The 16,137-nt window shown below is 66.9% G+C and carries 17 protein-coding genes; 7 read left to right on the top strand and 10 right to left on the bottom strand.

The window, feature by feature from the left end:
* Positions 1–213 precede the first annotated feature (213 nt).
* From N2L00_RS10205 to N2L00_RS10220, 4 genes are read left to right on the top strand one after another with little or no spacing between them, the layout of a single operon-like run.
* A complete protein-coding gene (locus tag N2L00_RS10205; protein ID WP_255766543.1) occupies positions 214–1,239 on the top strand; it encodes a 3-oxoacyl-ACP synthase III in 1,026 nt (341 codons plus the stop codon).
* On the top strand, positions 1,233–3,857 hold the full coding sequence (locus N2L00_RS10210; RefSeq protein WP_255862852.1) for an alpha/beta fold hydrolase: 2,625 nt from the start codon (positions 1,233–1,235) through the stop codon (positions 3,855–3,857). The genes N2L00_RS10205 and N2L00_RS10210 overlap by 7 nt, the downstream gene beginning before the upstream one ends.
* The gene (locus N2L00_RS10215) at positions 3,854–4,852 is read left to right on the top strand and encodes an NAD(P)-dependent oxidoreductase (RefSeq protein ID WP_255862850.1); all 999 of its coding nucleotides are present in this window, start codon (positions 3,854–3,856) and stop codon (positions 4,850–4,852) included. The genes N2L00_RS10210 and N2L00_RS10215 overlap by 4 nt, the downstream gene beginning before the upstream one ends.
* 9 nt (positions 4,853–4,861) lie before the next feature.
* Positions 4,862–5,680: a serine hydrolase gene (locus tag N2L00_RS10220; protein ID WP_255862849.1), complete on the top strand. Its 819-nt coding sequence runs from the start codon at positions 4,862–4,864 to the stop codon at positions 5,678–5,680.
* Positions 5,681–5,691: 11 nt separating this feature from the next.
* Here the strand turns inward: N2L00_RS10220 and N2L00_RS10225 are convergent, their stop codons facing one another.
* From N2L00_RS10225 to N2L00_RS10240, 4 genes are all read right to left on the bottom strand, one after another.
* Positions 5,692–7,188, bottom strand: coding sequence for a DUF222 domain-containing protein (locus tag N2L00_RS10225; RefSeq protein WP_255862848.1), 1,497 nt, complete (start codon positions 7,186–7,188; stop codon positions 5,692–5,694).
* Positions 7,189–7,308: 120 nt separating this feature from the next.
* Positions 7,309–7,953 (bottom strand): hypothetical protein, encoded by a 645-nt coding sequence (locus N2L00_RS10230; protein WP_255862847.1) that lies wholly within the window; start codon positions 7,951–7,953, stop codon positions 7,309–7,311.
* Positions 7,953–9,038: a serine hydrolase gene (locus N2L00_RS10235; RefSeq protein WP_255862846.1), complete on the bottom strand. Its 1,086-nt coding sequence runs from the start codon at positions 9,036–9,038 to the stop codon at positions 7,953–7,955. Before N2L00_RS10235 ends, N2L00_RS10230 begins: the two co-directional genes overlap by 1 nt.
* Position 9,039: 1 nt before the next feature.
* Positions 9,040–9,570, bottom strand: coding sequence for a helix-turn-helix domain-containing protein (locus N2L00_RS10240; protein ID WP_255862845.1), 531 nt, complete (start codon positions 9,568–9,570; stop codon positions 9,040–9,042).
* Positions 9,571–9,778: 208 nt separating this feature from the next.
* Here N2L00_RS10240 and N2L00_RS10245 point away from each other — a divergent pair, with 208 nt between their 5' ends.
* Positions 9,779–10,231, top strand: a complete 453-nt coding sequence (locus N2L00_RS10245; protein WP_255862844.1) for a glyoxalase/bleomycin resistance/extradiol dioxygenase family protein — start codon at positions 9,779–9,781, stop codon at positions 10,229–10,231.
* On the opposite strand, the gene mutM is transcribed toward N2L00_RS10245, so the two are convergent.
* The 5 genes from mutM to coaD form a co-directional block, all read right to left on the bottom strand.
* Complete coding sequence (gene mutM, locus N2L00_RS10250; RefSeq protein WP_255862843.1) at positions 10,167–11,147, bottom strand: bifunctional DNA-formamidopyrimidine glycosylase/DNA-(apurinic or apyrimidinic site) lyase; 981 nt, start codon at positions 11,145–11,147, stop codon at positions 10,167–10,169. The genes N2L00_RS10245 and mutM overlap by 65 nt on opposite strands.
* A 12-nt stretch (positions 11,148–11,159) precedes the next feature.
* A complete protein-coding gene (gene rnc / locus N2L00_RS10255; RefSeq protein ID WP_255766552.1) occupies positions 11,160–11,867 on the bottom strand; it encodes a ribonuclease III in 708 nt (235 codons plus the stop codon).
* An 85-nt stretch (positions 11,868–11,952) separates the two neighbouring features.
* A complete protein-coding gene (gene rpmF / locus N2L00_RS10260) occupies positions 11,953–12,156 on the bottom strand; it encodes a 50S ribosomal protein L32 (protein ID WP_146364453.1) in 204 nt (67 codons plus the stop codon).
* 2 nt (positions 12,157–12,158) lie between these two features.
* On the bottom strand, positions 12,159–12,725 hold the full coding sequence (locus tag N2L00_RS10265) for a DUF177 domain-containing protein (protein ID WP_227923697.1): 567 nt from the start codon (positions 12,723–12,725) through the stop codon (positions 12,159–12,161).
* Between the two features lie 234 nt (positions 12,726–12,959).
* Positions 12,960–13,430: a pantetheine-phosphate adenylyltransferase gene (gene coaD / locus N2L00_RS10270; protein WP_255766553.1), complete on the bottom strand. Its 471-nt coding sequence runs from the start codon at positions 13,428–13,430 to the stop codon at positions 12,960–12,962.
* A 40-nt stretch (positions 13,431–13,470) separates the two neighbouring features.
* On the opposite strand from coaD, the gene N2L00_RS10275 reads away from it, so the two are divergent.
* Together N2L00_RS10275 and N2L00_RS10280 are read left to right on the top strand one after the other, a co-directional pair.
* Positions 13,471–14,724 (top strand): aminotransferase class I/II-fold pyridoxal phosphate-dependent enzyme, encoded by a 1,254-nt coding sequence (locus N2L00_RS10275; protein ID WP_255862842.1) that lies wholly within the window; start codon positions 13,471–13,473, stop codon positions 14,722–14,724.
* Complete coding sequence (locus N2L00_RS10280) at positions 14,721–15,527, top strand: spermidine synthase (protein WP_255862841.1); 807 nt, start codon at positions 14,721–14,723, stop codon at positions 15,525–15,527. Before N2L00_RS10275 ends, N2L00_RS10280 begins: the two co-directional genes overlap by 4 nt.
* On the opposite strand, the gene rsmD is transcribed toward N2L00_RS10280, so the two are convergent.
* Positions 15,524–16,132 (bottom strand): 16S rRNA (guanine(966)-N(2))-methyltransferase RsmD, encoded by a 609-nt coding sequence (rsmD, locus tag N2L00_RS10285; RefSeq protein WP_255766556.1) that lies wholly within the window; start codon positions 16,130–16,132, stop codon positions 15,524–15,526. The genes N2L00_RS10280 and rsmD overlap by 4 nt on opposite strands.
* Positions 16,133–16,137 lie beyond the last annotated feature (5 nt).

A 16,137-nucleotide genomic window follows, 5' to 3' on the forward strand; every position in this document is an offset into this window, starting at 1 on the left:
GGGGTTAATCTCTCCTGCCGGGGTTGATTCCTTAAATCTACGCGGTTAGCGTCAAAATTCCGCTCTACTCGGAGAGCGTAATCCGGCTTTTGCCTGCGGAATCGCGGGGCCGGTCAGTAGGCTTCTAGAAGAGTCATATGATTTTAGGGCGTGGATGCAGGCTTCACGGCGGCCGCCAGCGCGATAGGTTCAGCAGCAGACAAGGCAGGCATTTTGACCGGGAACTTCAACTTCCAGCACTCCAACTCCGCCATCCTCAGCGTGAACAGCGTTGAAGCTCCGGTGGTCATGAGTTCCAGTGAATTCGACGAGCGCCTCGAGCCGTCGCTCAAGCGGCTGCGGCTCTCCAAACGCCTGCTCGAGCGGGTGGCAGGCGTGAGTGAACGCCGCTGGTGGGCCCCCGGCACCGCGTTCGACGACGGCGCCACCGAAGCCGGTGCCAAGGCCCTGGCCGAAGCCGGCGTCGAAGCATCCGAAATCGGACTGCTCATCAACACCTCGGTGACGCGCCGGAACCTTGAGCCTTCCGTAGCCGTGAAGATCCACAACGGCCTGGGACTGCCCTCCTCCGCCATGAACTTCGACCTGGCCAACGCCTGCCTGGGCTTCGTCAACGGCATCACCCTGGCGTCCAACATGATCGACTCAGGGCAGATCAACTATGCCTTGATCGTGGCCGGCGAAGATTCCCAGGGCGTGCAGGAAGCCACTTTCGAGCGCCTGAACGCCCCCGATTCCACCCGCGACGACTACCTGCGGGAATTCGCCACCCTCACCCTCGGCTCCGGTGCGGCTGCCGCCGTCATCGGCCGCGCGGACCGCCACCCCGGCTCGCACCGCATCCTCGGCGGCGTTTCGCGTGCCGGCACCCAGCACCACGAGCTGTGCGTGGGCGGCATCGACGGCATGTACACCGACACCAAGGGCCTGCTGGACGGCGGCCTGGAACTCGTGGTGGATGCGTGGCACGAAGCCCACGGCAACGGCTGGGACTGGTCCGGCATGGACCGCTACGTGACCCACCAGGTGTCCAACTCCTACACCAACGCCATCATCAAGGCCGTGGACCTGGACCGGAAAAAGGTGCCGATCACGTTCCCGAACTGGGGCAATGTCGGTCCGGCGTCGCTGCCGATGACCCTGGCCCAGGAATCCCGTTCCCTGAACCCCGGCGACCGTGTGCTGTGCATGGGCGTGGGCTCCGGACTGAACACGACCATGATGGAGATTGCGTGGTAGAGGAGCTTTGGCCCGGCGTTTCCGCCGCCTGGTCCACGTTTGTCCACGTTCCCTCCACCGCCGCCGTCGACGTCGCCGGCTCCGTGCGCAAGTGGCACATCCTCGACAACGGCCCTGACCTGGCCGCCGCCGGGGTTGAACCGGCCGGAACCCTGCTCTGCGTGCACGGCAACCCCACCTGGTCCTATCTCTGGCGCACCCTGCTGGCTGCCGGCGCTTCCGCCGACAAGCCGTGGCGCGTAGTGGCCGTTGACCAGCTGGATATGGGCTTCTCCGAGCGCACCGGTGCCTTCCGGCGGCTGGAGGACCGGATCACCGACCTCGGCAACCTCACGGACACGCTGGGGATCACGGGTCCCGTGGTCACTGTCGGCCATGACTGGGGCGGCGTGATTTCCCTGGGCTGGGCGCTGCGGCACCGCCGCCAGCTGGCCGGCGTCGTCCTGACCAACACCGCTGTGCATCCGGCCGGCTACTCGCTGCCGCCGGCCCTGAAGCTGGCCCTGCATCCGGCCGTCCACCCCTGGGGCACGCGCAGCACCGATGCCTTTATCCGGGTCACGCATTCCCTCGCGCAGCCCGCACACCCGGCTCCCGTGCGGGAGGCCTTCGCGCTGCCGTACCGCGGTGCGGCCCGCCGGCAGGGCGTCGCGAACTTCGTTGCCGACATTCCCGCCGTCGATTCCCACCCGAGCTGGCGCGCGCTGAACACCGTAGCCGAGGGCATCCGCCGGCTCAACGTTCCCTCGCTGGTTCTCTGGGGTCCTCGGGATCCGGTCTTTTCCGACCGCTACCTGCGCGACCTGCTGGAGCGGCTGCCGGAATCCTCCGTGCACCGGTTCGAGGGTGCGGGGCACCTGCTTCCCGAAGACGTCGACATCGCCTCCCCCGTCTTCGCCTGGCTGCGGACGGCCGTCGAAGAGCCTGCGGATTCCGCCCTCCGGCGCACTGAGCCGTTCCGCCCCATGCTTGCCGAGCTGGATGAGCGGGCGCGCGATACGAGCCCCGCCGTCGTCGACATGGCACCGCTGGGCGGAGGCGAAGGCACGGCCCCGCGCACCTTGTCCTGGGCGGGGCTTGCGGAACGCGTGAATGCCCTCGCTGCGGGTCTCGCCGCGGCCGGCGTGCGTCCCGGAACCCGGGTGAACCTGCTGGTTCCGCCCGGCATTGAACTGACCTCGCTGATTTACGCGTGCCTGCGCCTGAACGCCGTCATCGTGGTGGCCGACGCCGGCCTCGGCACCAAGGGACTCGGCCGCGCCATCAAGGGCGCCGGTCCGGCGTTCCTGATCGGCATCGACCGGGCGCTGATCGGTGCCCGGGCGCTGGGCTGGCCGGGAACCCGGATCAGCGTGTCCGAGCTGTCTCCGGCCCGCAAACGGCTGCTGGGTGTGCGGCATTCCGTCGAGGGTCTCATTGCCGACGGTTCCGGCTCCGAAGCGCCGTGGTATCCCGCGGACCCCGACGCCGACGCCGCCGTCCTGTTCACCTCCGGCTCGACGGGCCCGGCCAAGGGCGTGGTGTACACGCACCGGCAGCTGGCCGCGATGCGCGACGCCATCAAGGACACCTATAACCTCCGTGCCGGGACCTCGCTGGTGGCAGGCTTCGCGCCGTTCGCCCTGCTGGGGCCGGCGCTGGGGGCAACGTCAGTGACTCCGGACATGGACGTCACCTCCCCGCGCACCCTGACCGCGGCAGCCCTGGCTGATGCCGCCGTCGCCGTGGATGCCACCACCATCTTTGCTTCCCCTGCGGCGCTGACCAACGTGCTGGCCACGTCCGGCCAACTGGACGCTGCACAGCGGGCCGCACTGGCACAGGTGGAACTGCTGCTTTCCGCCGGCGCCCCGATAGCCGAGCCGCTTCTGGCCCAGGTGCAGGATCTGGTGCCGAAGGCGTCCCTGCACACCCCGTACGGCATGACCGAAGCGCTGCCGGTCACCGACATCAGCCTCGAGGGCATCCGTGCCGCGGGTGCCGGCAACGGCGTCTGCGTGGGCATCCCGGTGTCCCGGGCCGACGTGGCCATCGCCGAAGTCTTGCCGGACGGCTCGGTCGGCAACAAACCGCTGACCGTCGCGAACCGCACCGGTGAAATCCTGGTCAGCGCCCCGCACGTCAAGGACCGCTACGACCGGCTCTGGATCACGGAACGCCACAGTTCCTCCATTGACGGCTGGCACCGCACCGGCGACGTCGGCCACTTCGACGATGAGGGCCGGCTGTGGGTCGAGGGCCGCCTGGGGCACATCCTCACCACTGCGGACGGTGTCCGGACTCCGGTGGCAGCCGAGCAGGCGGCCGAGACGGTCGACGGCGTAGGCAGGGTGGCGCTGGTCGGCGTCGGACCCGCGGGTGCCCAGGTGCCCGTGGCCGTGCTCGAAACGGAACCGCCCGCCCGCCGGGCCGGAACCGCGACTCCGGCGCTGACCGCAGCTGTGCGGTCCCGCGTGGCCGAGCTGGTGGGGCTCGATCTGGCGGCGGTACTGGTGCTGCCGCAGATGCCCACCGATATCCGGCACAATTCCAAGATCGACCGCACCGCGTTGGCGGACTGGGCCTCCCGGCTGCTCGCCGGCGGTCCGGTGCCGAGCCTGGGCAAGGGACGGCGATGAGCTCCGCCGTCCTGCCTCCCCGGAATGTCCTCGTCACCGGTGCCAGCGGCCTGCTGGGCGGCGCCGTGGCGGACCTGCTGGAAGCCAAGGGCCACAAGGTCCGCACGTTCCAGCGCCGGCCGGGAGTCCCGGGCCGGGACTCCGTGGCCGGGTCCGTTGCGGATCCCGCTGCTGCTGCCCGCGCCGTGGACGGGATGGACGCAGTAATCCATCTCGCCGCGAAGGTTTCCTTTACCGGCGAGTGGCATGAGTTCGAGGAAACCAACATCGTTGGTACGCAGGTCCTGCTGCAGGCTGCGCAGGCGGCCGGGGTCCGCGACGTCGTCTTCGTGTCCTCTCCGTCCGTGGCGCACTTCGGCGAACCGATTGCCGGTGCCGGTGCGGGTACTGCAGATCCGTCCCGTGCCCGCGGCTTCTACGCCGCGTCCAAGGCCCAGGCCGAGCTCATTGCGCTGGCGCAGAACTCCTCCGATTTCCGGGTCACTGCCATCCGCCCGCATATCGTCTGGGGGCCCGGCGATACGCAGCTGGTGGAACGCGTGATCGACCGTGCCCGGTCCGGCCGGCTGCCGCTGCTGGATGCCGGTGCTGCGCTGATCGACACCACGTATATCGACAACGCGGCGGCAGCCATTGTCCGCGGGCTCGAGCGGATGGATGCCGCGGCCGGCCGTGCCCTCGTGGTGACTAACGGACAGCCGAGGCCGGTAGGGGAACTGATTGCCGGGATCTGTGCCGCCGCTGGAGTGGCTGCACCGGGCTGGAGCGTTCCCGGCAAGGTTGCCCGCGGCGCCGGAAGCCTGATCGAGAAGGCATGGCTGGTGGCCGGCCGGCGGGGTCTGGTCCATGACGAGCCGCCCATGACCCGCTTCCTTGCCGAGCAGCTCTCGACGTCGCACTGGTTTGACCAGCGCGAAACCCGCGAAGTGCTGGACTGGACGCCCGAAGTTTCGATTGAAGACGGCATGATCCGGCTTGCCCGGCACTACTCCTAGGATGATCCCGTGAAAAGCCTGCAGACGATCGAGTCCTGGCCCGTCGACCACGCCGCTGCCGCCGTCGTAGGCGTTGACGGCGAGGTGCTGGGAACCGCCGGCGACCAGGACCTCCGTTTTCGGCTGGCGTCAGTCACCAAGCTGCTGAGCGCATACGCCGTTCTGGTGTCCCTCGATGAGGGAGCCTTGGAACTCGATCAGCCTGCGGGCCCCGAGGGATCCACCGTCCGGCATCTGCTGGCCCATTCCGGCGGCTACGACTTCGGCGAGCGCACCGTCCGCTACACCCCCGGTACCCGGCGCCTGTATTCCAACGCGGGTTTTGAGGTACTCGGAGAGACACTGGAGCAGGCTACGGGCATGGCCTTCGGGGAATACCTGCGGGAAGGCGTGCTGGTTCCGCTGGGCATGTCTTCCACAACACTGGAGGGCTCCCCCGCTGCCGGTGCCGTCTCCACGGCTGCGGACCTCAGCAGGTTTGCTGCCGAGCTGCAGGCTCCCACGCTCACGGATCCGGGCCGGTTGACGGAAGCCACGCAGGTGGTCTTTCCCGGCCTGGCGGGAGTGCTTCCCGGTTTCGGCCGGCAGAACGAGAACGACTGGGGTCTCGGTTTCGAGATCCGTGCCCAGAAGTCTCCGCACTGGACCGGTGCCAACAGCTCGCCGGCCGCTTTCGGGCACTTCGGCCAGTCGGGCACTTTCCTCTGGGTGGATCCTGCGGCTCGTGCTGCTGCTGTCTGCCTTACCGACCGCGATTTCGGTCCTTGGGCTGCCGAGGTGTGGCCTCCCTTTACCGACGGGGTCCTTGCGGAGCTGGCGGACCGGTAGCGTTCTGCCTGCTACGCGGCCCAAACCAGGTCCACGATGCAGGCTTCCAGGAAACCCTTCGGGGGCGGCTTGCCTCCCGTCCGATCGCCAGCGCTGTCCTCGGCCCTGCTTCCGGGGAGCGGAGGCGCCGTGGACCGGTAGGTGTGCCCTGTTGGGGTGGTGGTCTCGACGGTTTGCGGTGTAGTTGATCCCGGCGGCGGATCGAGCGTTTGCGCCTTCCAATCGGGTGCTTCCTTAGCCTGGTTGCATGCCTCGCAGAGTCCCTGACCGTTCGCAGTGCTGGTCTCCCCGCCGTCACGGTGCGGGCGAATATGGTCGAGATGCCGAATCGGTGCCCCGCACCACTGCATTCGGCAGGTCTGGTCGCGAGCCGCGATAAACCGTCCCAGCGAAGCCGGGAACAAGCGCGCCCGGGAATCCATAGCGACTAATTGACCGGCAATCGGTTCGGTGTAGAGCCGGCGGATCCAGCGTTCTTCCTGCTTGTCCTGCTTCGTTGTCCGGCCTGCAGCCCGTTGCCCGTCATGTTCGGAGTCCTGCCCGGGTTCTTGCCCCGGACGCCTTCCCCGGACCAGGTCCCTTGCCCATTGCGCCGGCACCGGGCCGTACCCGGGGACCAGAGCAGGCTCTGAGTCTCCGCCGAACAGTGTCCGGTCCGACATCACCAGCTGAACTTCCACCTTCAGCTGCCCTGTCTCCGCCTGGCCGGTCACGCGTTCCACGAGAGTGTCCGCCATGATCTGGCCCCGCCCCCGGGTATCTCCGGTTGCCCGCAGCCGGTCTGCTTCACGGGACAGTGCGGCAAAAACTCCCACTCCCTGGGCGACGGGCAATAGTCCGGTTAGGTAAGTCATGGTGTCCGGTGCCGGACGGCAGGAAACAAAGCGTTCGGATTCGGCTTTGGCTGCGCGCTTGACCGCTGCCTGCGGGTCGAGCCGGTAAGCGGCACCTCTGGTACGGGAAATGATCTGCCGGTCCCCCAGGGTCTCAAGCACGTCCGGATCTCCGGCCAGTTCTTCATCCACCCGCCGCCGGTCCTCCAGACTCAGGCAAGCTGTCTCGCGGACCAGCAGCGTTGCCCGCCATTCACTGATTTTCCCGCGGGTCAGCGCGTCCAGCGTGCACGGCATCTCTTTTGTCAGCACCTTGGCAAACCCCAGCAGCCGTCCCCCGCGGCTCGGTGACTCCCTGCGGGCCAAGGCAATCTGGGACGCGACTCCGCGGCCGAGGTCCGCGCGCGGCACTCCGGCCTCGGCCTGCTTCCGGCGCTGCGAGGCATCGAATTCTACAGCGGCCCGGGCCTGTGCCGCCGAGGCTGCGGCTTTCAGTTCCTCGAGCGCCCGGATCCGGTCAATGAGCTCGCGGTCATCCGGCGCCCCGCTGGACAGGCCCTCAGCTTGATCCCCCAGTACCTCAACCCACGCGTTCACCAACGCGGTACCGGCGGTCGATCCGCCGGTCCGCGGGTGGTTTGCAGGGTGGTTTGCAGGGTGAGAATATTCGAACATGTGTTCGAGTCTATCGGGGTCTGGAGCTCTGATCTAGGCGTAAAATACCCGTTCAACCACCTGTTTTTTCAGTTGTCTTTTATAGCCTTCCAAGCGACGCTCTTGCGGCCGAAACCGGCCTTACCCAGCGAGAAAAGAAACCACGACGACGCCGAGCAGCAGTGCAGCGTTCCCCGCCAGCGCGAGGTTTCCGGGCTCCTTCTTCGGCTTCTTCTTCCCGGCCTTCGCCTTCCGGTCTGGGCTTCCGTGGTCGGGGCTGGCGGTGTCGGAATTCCCGGTGCCGGGTGCGGCCGCCCTTTCCCGCACAGGAAAGAACGGTAGCCGTGACCGCTCCACCGATGCGGCTTGTGACGCCGCGGTCTGCGGCAGCCGGGACTGATCCGACGCCTCCGCAGGGATGTCTGGGTTCGGAACCAGCTCCGAACCGGCCGGCTCCGGTCCCGTCGTAGCCTCGGATACCTTCTCCCGTAACGGACCCTCAGACTCAACCCGACCCGGCAGCTCCGGCCAGCGAAGAACGGCACCGGCAACAGCCGCCGCGAGCGCGACAACGGCCACCACCCAAAGGACCACCGACCCGGAAGTCCACGGCACGACCAGCCGCAAAAGGCCCGCGAGCGAAGCCGCTTCCATCAAACCGGCCAGCAGTGACCTCCGGCTGGGGCCGGAAGGCATTCCCGCCCGTTTCCAGACGGGAACCGCCATCGACAGACAGGTCACCACCAGCCAGGCGCCGAGGATCCAGGACATCAGGCTGAATGTCATCAGAGACCTTCCTTCAACAAAGCCAAGGCAGCTTCTTCCTGCCCGGCAGCCACGTTGGAGAGGATCAGCACCGCCGTGCCCGCCTCGCGGTCCATTGCCGCCATTGCCGAGAAACCTCCGGTCATGCCGTTGTGCCAGGTCGCAGCCCGCCCACTCGAGGGAGAGGCCTGGGTGAACCATGCCAGGCCCACCTGCTCTCCGTCCTCACCGGTATCCCACTGCGGTTCCAGGGCACGGGAACCCGGAGCAGTCTCCGCCAGCAGTGCCTGGAGGTAGAGCGACATATCCGCTGCGGTAGACCGGATCCCACCCATCGGCGCCCCGCCGTTGCCGGTCCAGGCACCCTCTGGCAGTCCGCTTGCATTCCGGCCGGTCGGAGCATCGGGACGTAGGTTGTCGGCCGTCATTGGCACGTACGTATCCTTCATTCCCAGTGGCTCGAAAATCCGCTGCTCCAGCAGGTCGGTGTATTCCATCCCGGCTGCCCTGGCGAGCAGCTGCCCGAGGAAGGCATACCCGAGGTTGGAGTAGGCCACCGCTCCCCTTCCGCCCACCGACGCAGACTGTGCCTGCTCCAGCACCTCGGCAGGCGAGGCGGTGTAGGGGTCGCGGTGGAGCACGGTGCCGGCAAGCAGGGAGACCATCGCTCCCGGATCGGTGGCAAGCCGGGGAAGCCCCGAACGGTGGCTGGCCAGCTCGGCCAGGGTGACGGCGCCGATTTCGGCTTCCGGATCCCGCAGCTCCGGACCCAGGATCTCGGCAACGGTGGTCTCCAACGTCACCTCGCCGCGCTCGACGGCGTCCGCGAGCAGCGCTGCAGTGAATGTCTTGGACACCGAACCGATTTCGAACTCGGTCCGCTCGTCGGCACCGAATCCGGCAAACCGGACATCGCCGTTTTCGAGGTATGCCACACTGACCGCATCGGCAGGTTTCTGCAGCAGGGGCCGGACAGCATCGGTGAGGGCTGCATCCCCGGAAACCTGCGTCGACAGGCGCGGCGTCCACGGGGCAGCAAGGAGCCCGGCGGCCAGTACCGCTGCAGCAGCCAGGACGGCCACGGCCATGCGTCTGTGTTTGGACATGTCAGTTACCTCCGGAGGCAGCGGTCAGAATCGCCAGCAGCGGGATGACCCGGGCCGGCGGGATTTGGTAGCGGGACCGGGCGTGCGGTGCGAGCCATCCCGAGGCGGCCAGCTGGTGAACGTGGTGGTAAATCTGTCCGGAGGTTCCGGAACCCAGTTCCTCCACCAGTTCTGCCACGGTCTCGGTTCCGCCGAGCACGGCGCGGAGCACGGCAAGCCGGATGGGATGGCCGAGGGAGGCAAGGGTTTCGGCGAACTGCGTCCAGTCGACGTCGAGCAGATGCCCGGTCTCCAACCCGTACTGGTACTCGTAGTGGGCACCGGCGGCGGTAGTGGCGGTGCCGGTGAACAGCACGGCTCCCGGCTCCGGATAGCGCTTCCGCACCCCTTCGAGGGCCCAGAACACGTCTGCCCCGTCCGAGGCCGACGTCCCGTCCGCGGCCGACGTCGGCTCCGCGGCTTCCGCGCGTTGCTCCAGGGCTGCCACGCGTGCTTCCAGCGCCTCCAGCCGGGCGTCGTCTCCTGCAGTCATGAATAGAGAATTACGTAATTCCGAAAAGATTGCAAGAGTTTCGTAATTTTTCTGTTCCTGACGCTGGTGGCGGGACCGGCCCTGGATGCCCGCCCGGAGCGCGCCCGGTGTGACGCCGGCTGCTGGGCGACGGATACCACCCGGATTTGTTACCGTACGCAAAGGTGCCGTGAACGGGCGCACTCCAACGCCCGAGATGAGGACAGCCGTGAAAATCTACAATCCGCAGGTCATCTTGTTCGTCGCCGACGTCGCGCGGGCGGCACGCTTCTACGCGGCCCTCGGCTTCACTGAAGAGTTCCGCGCAACGGGAGCAGGGACAGCACCCGTCAAAATCGAAATGTCATTGGAAGGCTTCGAACTCGGGCTCGCTCTGCCTGGACCGGCGGCCGAAGCCCACGGGCTCACCCCGGTCACGGCCGGACACCGTGTGTGCCTCACGCTCTGGACGGATGACGCCGCAGCCGCCTACACAGCTGCGCTCGACGCCGGAGCAAAAGACCTTCAAGGACCGCACCCGTTCCTGGACGGAAAACTGCGGGTTGCATTCGTCGAGGACTTCGACGGACATCCGATCCAGTTCGCGGAACGGAAAACTACCAGCGGCCGTTCCGGGGCCGCGGCTGGCACACGGGACAGCTGTACGACGACCGGTTCATGAACGAATCCCGCCGGATCAGGGTATGCAACCCCAGTTCCTCGCAGCGCGGGCAGGGCAACCCTTCGCGGCCATAGGCGTTGAGGAACCGGGAGAAATACCCCGAGGCACCGTTCACATTCACGTACAGCGAGTCGAAGCTGGTGCCGCCCGCAGCCAGGGCACGGGTCATCACGTCCCGGGCGGCCTCGACCAGCCGCAGCGCGTCAGCCCGTCGCATGGTGTCCGTGGGGCGGGCAAAGTGCATCCGTGCCGCCCACAGGGACTCGTCGGCATAAATGTTTCCGACCCCGGAAATCAGTCCCTGGTCCAGCAGGGCGCGTTTGATCCCGGTCTTCCTGCCCCGCAGCCGACGGTAGAACTCGTCAAAGGAAAACGCCGGATCGAGGGGGTCCCGCGCAATGTGCGCGGCTTCCTGCGCCACGAGCGGAAGTCCGGTTTCGGACAGGCCGCCGGGAGCGCCGTCGGGAGTCGGCACCAGATCGGTGAGGAACACACCGCCGAAGATCCGCTGGTCCACAAAACGCAGCTCGTCCGGCATCGCAGCACCGGAGGCATCAACGGCGGGACTGAGCGTGAACCGGACCTTCAGGTGCTTCTCGTCCGGAAGCGCCGAGTCCTCCATCAGCAGCTGCCCGCTCATGCCGAGGTGGGCCATCAGCGCAAAGGGGGGCACGACGTCGTCGTCCGCACCGTTCGGTGAAGGAGCCGACTCGAGCAGCGGCAGCCAAAGGAACTTGCCGCGGCGCACGACGTCGGCCACCACCGCGCCTTCAAGGTTGGCGACGAGGTCGGCCGGGCCGGGCGCATGGCGCCGCACGGACCGGGGATCCACGACTTCGACGCCGGTGATGGTACGGCCGCGGACCCATGACGCCAGTCCGCGGCGGACCACCTCGACTTCGGGAAGCTCAGGCATTGCCGGGAGTGCCTAGGAACCGGCAGCCGCGGAATCGGCTTCCTTGGCGTTGATCATCTTCCAGGAGGCAGCGGCGGCTTCCTGCTCGGCTTCCTTCTTGGAGTGGCCGACACCGGTGCCGTAGGCCTTGTCACCGATATGCAGGACAGCAACGAAGCTGCGGGAATGGTCGGGACCGGATCCGGAGACCCGGTATTCGATGTCGCCCATTTTCCGGCCGGCAGCGATCTCCTGGATGCTGGTCTTCCAGTCCGTGCCGGCACCGAGTGCCTCGGCATTGGACAGCAGCGGCCCGACAAGGCGCATCACCATCTGCCGCGCGGTTTCGATTCCGTGATCCAGGTACACGGCACCGATGATTGCCTCGGTGGTGTCCGCAAGGATGGAGGATTTGTCGCGCCCGTTGGTCAGCTTTTCGCCCTGGCCCAGCAGGATGTACTCCCCCAGCCCCAGGCCGCGGGCAATGCCGGCGAGGGCACGGGTACTCACGACGGCGGAGCGGCGCTTGGCCAGCTCGCCCTCGGAAAGATCAGGATTATCCCGGTAGAGCGCATCGGTTACCGAGAACCCCAGAATGGAGTCACCCAGGAATTCCAGGCGCTCGTTCGTGGGGATGCCGCCCTGCTCGTAAGCGTAGGAACGGTGCGTGAGTGCAAGACGAAGCGTCCCGGCGTCGATATCGACACCGAGACGCTTCATAAGCTCTTCAGTATTCTTCACTTTTTGGATACAACCCGAAAAGCAGTATTCACGTGCCCGACCGCAACAACACTAATGATGCGCAACACCGGGCCGAACACTGGTCTTAGACGTCCGCGACCTTGCGGCCCTTGTATTCAAGGAACAGCGCGGTACCGGCGGAGTCGGTTACGACCTTGGCCTGGTGCGGCAGGCTATAGGTGACGCGGCCGTTCTCCACGGTCTTCACCAGGTTGGGCGCGGTCGCCTTCCACTGGGACCGGCGTGCACGTGTATTCGCGCGGGACATTTTCCGCTTCGGAACAGCCACGGCTAACTCTCTTCTCTCTCGTCTGACTCTGTACTTGGTGCCGCAGTATCTTCTGCGGCCGTGCCGGTCAGCCCGGCGAGGGCTGCCCAGCGAGGATCCACTGCTTCATGGTGGTGACCCGGATCCTCCTCAAGGCGCGCTCCGCATTCGGAGCAAAGGCCTTCGCAGTCTTCCCGGCACACCGGCTGGAACGGCATGGTAAGAACCACTGCGTCCCGCAATACCGGCTCAAGATCGATGACATCTCGCTCGATCCGGTGTTGCTCTTCTTCATCTTCTTCTTCGAAGGACTCAGCGTCCTCGTAGTAGAAGAGTTCCTGCACATCGACTTCTTGGTCGTACGCGAGTGGCTTCAGGCAGCGGCCGCATTCGCCCTTTACGGGGGCGATTACTACGCCGGATACCAGAATCCCTTCGTGCACGGCCTCCAACCTCAGATCGAGCTCGAGGCCGGATCCTTCCGGAACGCCGATAAGCGCAACACCGAAGTCTTTCGGTGCCGGTACATGTTCATGCAAGGTCCGCATCGTTCCCGGGCTGCGCCCGAGGTCCCTGACGTTGATAGCCAGGGGAGTTTCCGGATTGGACCGCGAAAATTCGCTAATGAGAACTCCTGTAGAACATAGACCGACATATCATCTTAGCCTGACTTGCCGGAATCTCTCAAACTGCGGCTGCACCGCAGCCAAGGAACACGTGCGGGCACGTGCTCCATTACCCAGTTTACCCGCCACGGGGCATCCGGCTAATCGGCGTCCCCGGTACTTCCCCTCCGGTGCGTCCGGGGACGGATCCGACCCCGCCTAGCTTGCCGTCAGGCGCTTGAACACCGTTGGGGGAACATAGCCGGCGACGTCGCCGCCCAGGGCCGCCACTTCCTTGATCAGGGACGAGGACAGGTGGGTGTAGCTGCTTTCCGCGGCCAGGAAGACGGTTTCGACGCCGGTGAGCTGCCTGTTCATGACGGCCATGGGCAGTTCGTACTGGTAGTCCTGGACGGACCGCAGCCCCTTCACGATCGCGGAGGCTCCGTGTTCCCGGCAGAAGTCGGCCAGGAGCCCGTCCCCCATGGGGACCACGGAGACTCCGCTCAGAGCCTCAAAGGTTTCCGCTGCGAGTTCCAGGCGTTCCTCGGCACTGAAGCGGTACTTCTTCGCATAGTTGGTGGACACCGCCACGATGACTTCGTCGAAGAGGGTCGCCGCACGGGCAATCACCTCCACGTGGCCGTTGTGGATGGGATCAAAGGAACCGGGGCATACAGCGCGTCGCATAGGTCGAATCTACCGGGTGCGGGCGGGTAATACTTGAGGAATGAGTATCAGCACAGCCGCGTCCCTGCTCCGCGCCCGGTCCGGCACCGGTACGGCCGCCGCCCAACCCTGGCAGCGGACCGCCGCGGGGGCCAACCTGCTCGCGGCCGACGGCAACCTCGGGGTGACCATTTTCGAGGAAATCACTGCCCTTGCCGGACAGCACGGAGCCATCAACCTCGGCCAGGGCTTTCCCGATGAAGACGGCCCGGCCGTAATGCTCGCCGCCGCACGGGAAGCCATTGCCTCCGGCGCCAACCAGTACGCCCCGGGACAGGGCCTGCCCGTCCTGCGCAACGCCGTCGCAGCGCACCAGGAGCGGTTCTACGGGCTGCACGTGGACCCGGACACCGAGGTGATCGTCAGCACCGGCGCCACGGAAGCCATTGCGTCGTCCCTGCTGGCCCTGACGGGTCCCGGAGACGAGGTGCTGACCTTCGAACCGTTCTACGATTCCTACGGCGCGGTCATCGGGCTCAGCGGCGCCACGCACACCACCGTCGCCCTCGAGGCACCGCATTTCCTCCCCGCCGACGGCGCCCTCGAAGCGGCGTTCACCGACCGCACTCGGGTGGTGCTGGTCAATAACCCGCACAACCCCACGGGCGCTGTCCTTCCCCGCGAGGTCCTGCAACAGATCGTGGACCTGGCAGCGAAGCACGACGCCGTGATCGTCACCGACGAGGTGTACGAACACCTGACCTTCGGGCCGGTGCACATTCCCGTTGCCACGCTGCCCGGTGCCGCGGAACGGACCCTGACCATTTCCTCGGCGGGCAAAACGTTTTCCGTGACCGGCTGGAAAATCGGCTGGCTTACGGGCCCGGCGCCGCTGGTGGCAGCGGTCCGCACCGTCAAAACCTTCCTGAGCTACACCTCCGGCACCCCCTTCCAGTCCGCGGTCGCCGTCGGCCTGGGACTGGAGGATTCCTACTTCACCGGAGCCGCCGCGGCACTGCAGGCGAAGCGGGACCTGCTCGGTTCCGGACTGCGGGCGGCCGGGATGGAAGTCCTGCCGTCCGCCGGAACGTACTTCGTTACCGCCGACACGTCGCCCCTGGGGATTACCGACGCCACGGAACTGGCCCGGCGGCTGCCGGAACTGATCGGTGTGGCGGCCATTCCGGTGGCCGTGTTCTGCCATGCGGAAGGAGCGCAGCGCACCCGGTCCCTGCTGAGGTTCGCCTTCTGCAAGAAAACGGACGTCCTGGACCAGGCCTCCGAGCGCCTCGCCCGGCTGGGCGGGCTGCTGTGAACGCGTCCCGGCTGCTGCGGGGCATCGGCGCCCACGCCACCATCACCGAAGACGGCTTCACCCCCGGTGCCTTCATCCTGAGCATCGGCGGCGCGGAGCAGTCCCACGTGGACCTGGCCCGCCCGCAGGAAATCTTCTACGAGTACCTGCGCCGGATAGGCAACGTCCTGGACCTGGCCGCACCGGACGGGGAGCCGCTGCGTGCACTGCATCTGGGTGCCGGAGCGCTGACCCTCACCCGTTACCTCCAGGCCACCCGCCCCGGGTCCGAGCAGGCGGCGGTGGAGCTGGAACGCGAACTGCTGGACTTCGTGCTGGCGCACCTTCCGCTGCCGGAGGGCACCAAGCTGGAGACCGTTATCGGGGACGCACGGGAATCACTGGACCGCTTTGCCGGCCGGCGTTTCGATGCCATTGTCCTGGACATCTTCGCCGGCCCCGATGCACCCGCGCACCTGGCGACGTCGGACTTCTACGCCGAGCTGCTTGCGTTGCTCTCCCCCGCCGGGGTGCTGCTGGTCAACGTCGGGGACGATCCGCCGCTGGCCTTCGCCCGCCGGCAGGTCCGCGAGATGCAGGCCGCACTGGTCACGGACGGCACGGAAACGGACTCTGAGCGCACGGACGGCGACGTGGCGGCGCTGGCGCAGCGGGACATGTTCACGGGGCGCTACCCCGGCAACATCGTGCTCGCGGCAACCCGGTTCCCCTGGCCCGCCGAGTGGACGCAGCAGCTCCTGGCTGCCGGTCCGCACCCGGCAGCGGTGCTTACGGGCGAGGACCTGGACCGCTTCGCGGGTTAGGCCTGCGCGGCCTCGGCGTCGTCGGACTCTGCGTCATCGTCGGCGGGTTCGGCGAACCACAGCGTGGTTTCACCGTATTTACGCTCGCTGAAACGCTCCAGGCCCTCGGGCCAGACCGGCTCGGGGGAACGCGTGGAGCGCTCGAGCACCACAACCGCTCCGACTGCGAGGTGCCCGGCCAGCGGGGTAAGGACCGTAGCCAGCTCCGCTTCGGTGAACGCGTAAGGCGGATCGATGAACACCACGTCCCAGCGCACGTCCGCCGGGACCCGCAGCAGGAAGGTTTCGGCCTTGGCCCGGTGCACGTTGACGCAGGTCCGGCCCAGGATCTTGTTGACCAGTTCCGCGTTCTGCCGGCAGGTGGCCGCGGGCTTGTCGGCCAGTTCCACCAGGTCGACGGCGGCCGCGCCGCGGCTTGCGCTCTCCACCCCCAGGGCACCGGACCCGGCAAACAGATCCAGCACGCGGGCTTCCTGCAGGATGCCGTAGGACTCGAGGCGGGAAAAGAGGGCTTCCTTCACCCGGTCCGTGGTGGGACGCGTTCCGTCACCCGGAACGCTGTACAAGGAGGATCCGCCGGCAGCCCCGGCAATAATGCGGCTCATGCCTT

The organism is Arthrobacter sp. zg-Y1171 (assembly GCF_025244845.1).
In the GTDB taxonomy this organism is placed as follows: Bacteria; Actinomycetota; Actinomycetes; order Actinomycetales; family Micrococcaceae; genus Arthrobacter_B.

Bases quoted from the DNA above. Each gene is read 5' to 3' on its own strand.
- N2L00_RS10215 (WP_255862850.1), top strand. From the start codon at position 3,854: ATGAGCTCCGCCGTCCTGCCTCCCCGGAATGTCCTCGTCACCGGTGCC.
- N2L00_RS10225 (WP_255862848.1), bottom strand. From the start codon at position 7,188: ATGTTCGAATATTCTCACCCTGCAAACCACCCTGCAAACCACCCGCGG.
- N2L00_RS10230 (WP_255862847.1), bottom strand. From the start codon at position 7,953: ATGACATTCAGCCTGATGTCCTGGATCCTCGGCGCCTGGCTGGTGGTG.
- N2L00_RS10235 (WP_255862846.1), bottom strand. From the start codon at position 9,038: ATGTCCAAACACAGACGCATGGCCGTGGCCGTCCTGGCTGCTGCAGCG.
- N2L00_RS10240 (WP_255862845.1), bottom strand. From the start codon at position 9,570: ATGACTGCAGGAGACGACGCCCGGCTGGAGGCGCTGGAAGCACGCGTG.
- mutM (WP_255862843.1), bottom strand. From the start codon at position 11,147: ATGCCTGAGCTTCCCGAAGTCGAGGTGGTCCGCCGCGGACTGGCGTCA.
- coaD (WP_255766553.1), bottom strand. From the start codon at position 13,430: ATGCGACGCGCTGTATGCCCCGGTTCCTTTGATCCCATCCACAACGGC.
- N2L00_RS10275 (WP_255862842.1), top strand. From the start codon at position 13,471: ATGAGTATCAGCACAGCCGCGTCCCTGCTCCGCGCCCGGTCCGGCACC.
- rsmD (WP_255766556.1), bottom strand. From the start codon at position 16,132: ATGAGCCGCATTATTGCCGGGGCTGCCGGCGGATCCTCCTTGTACAGC.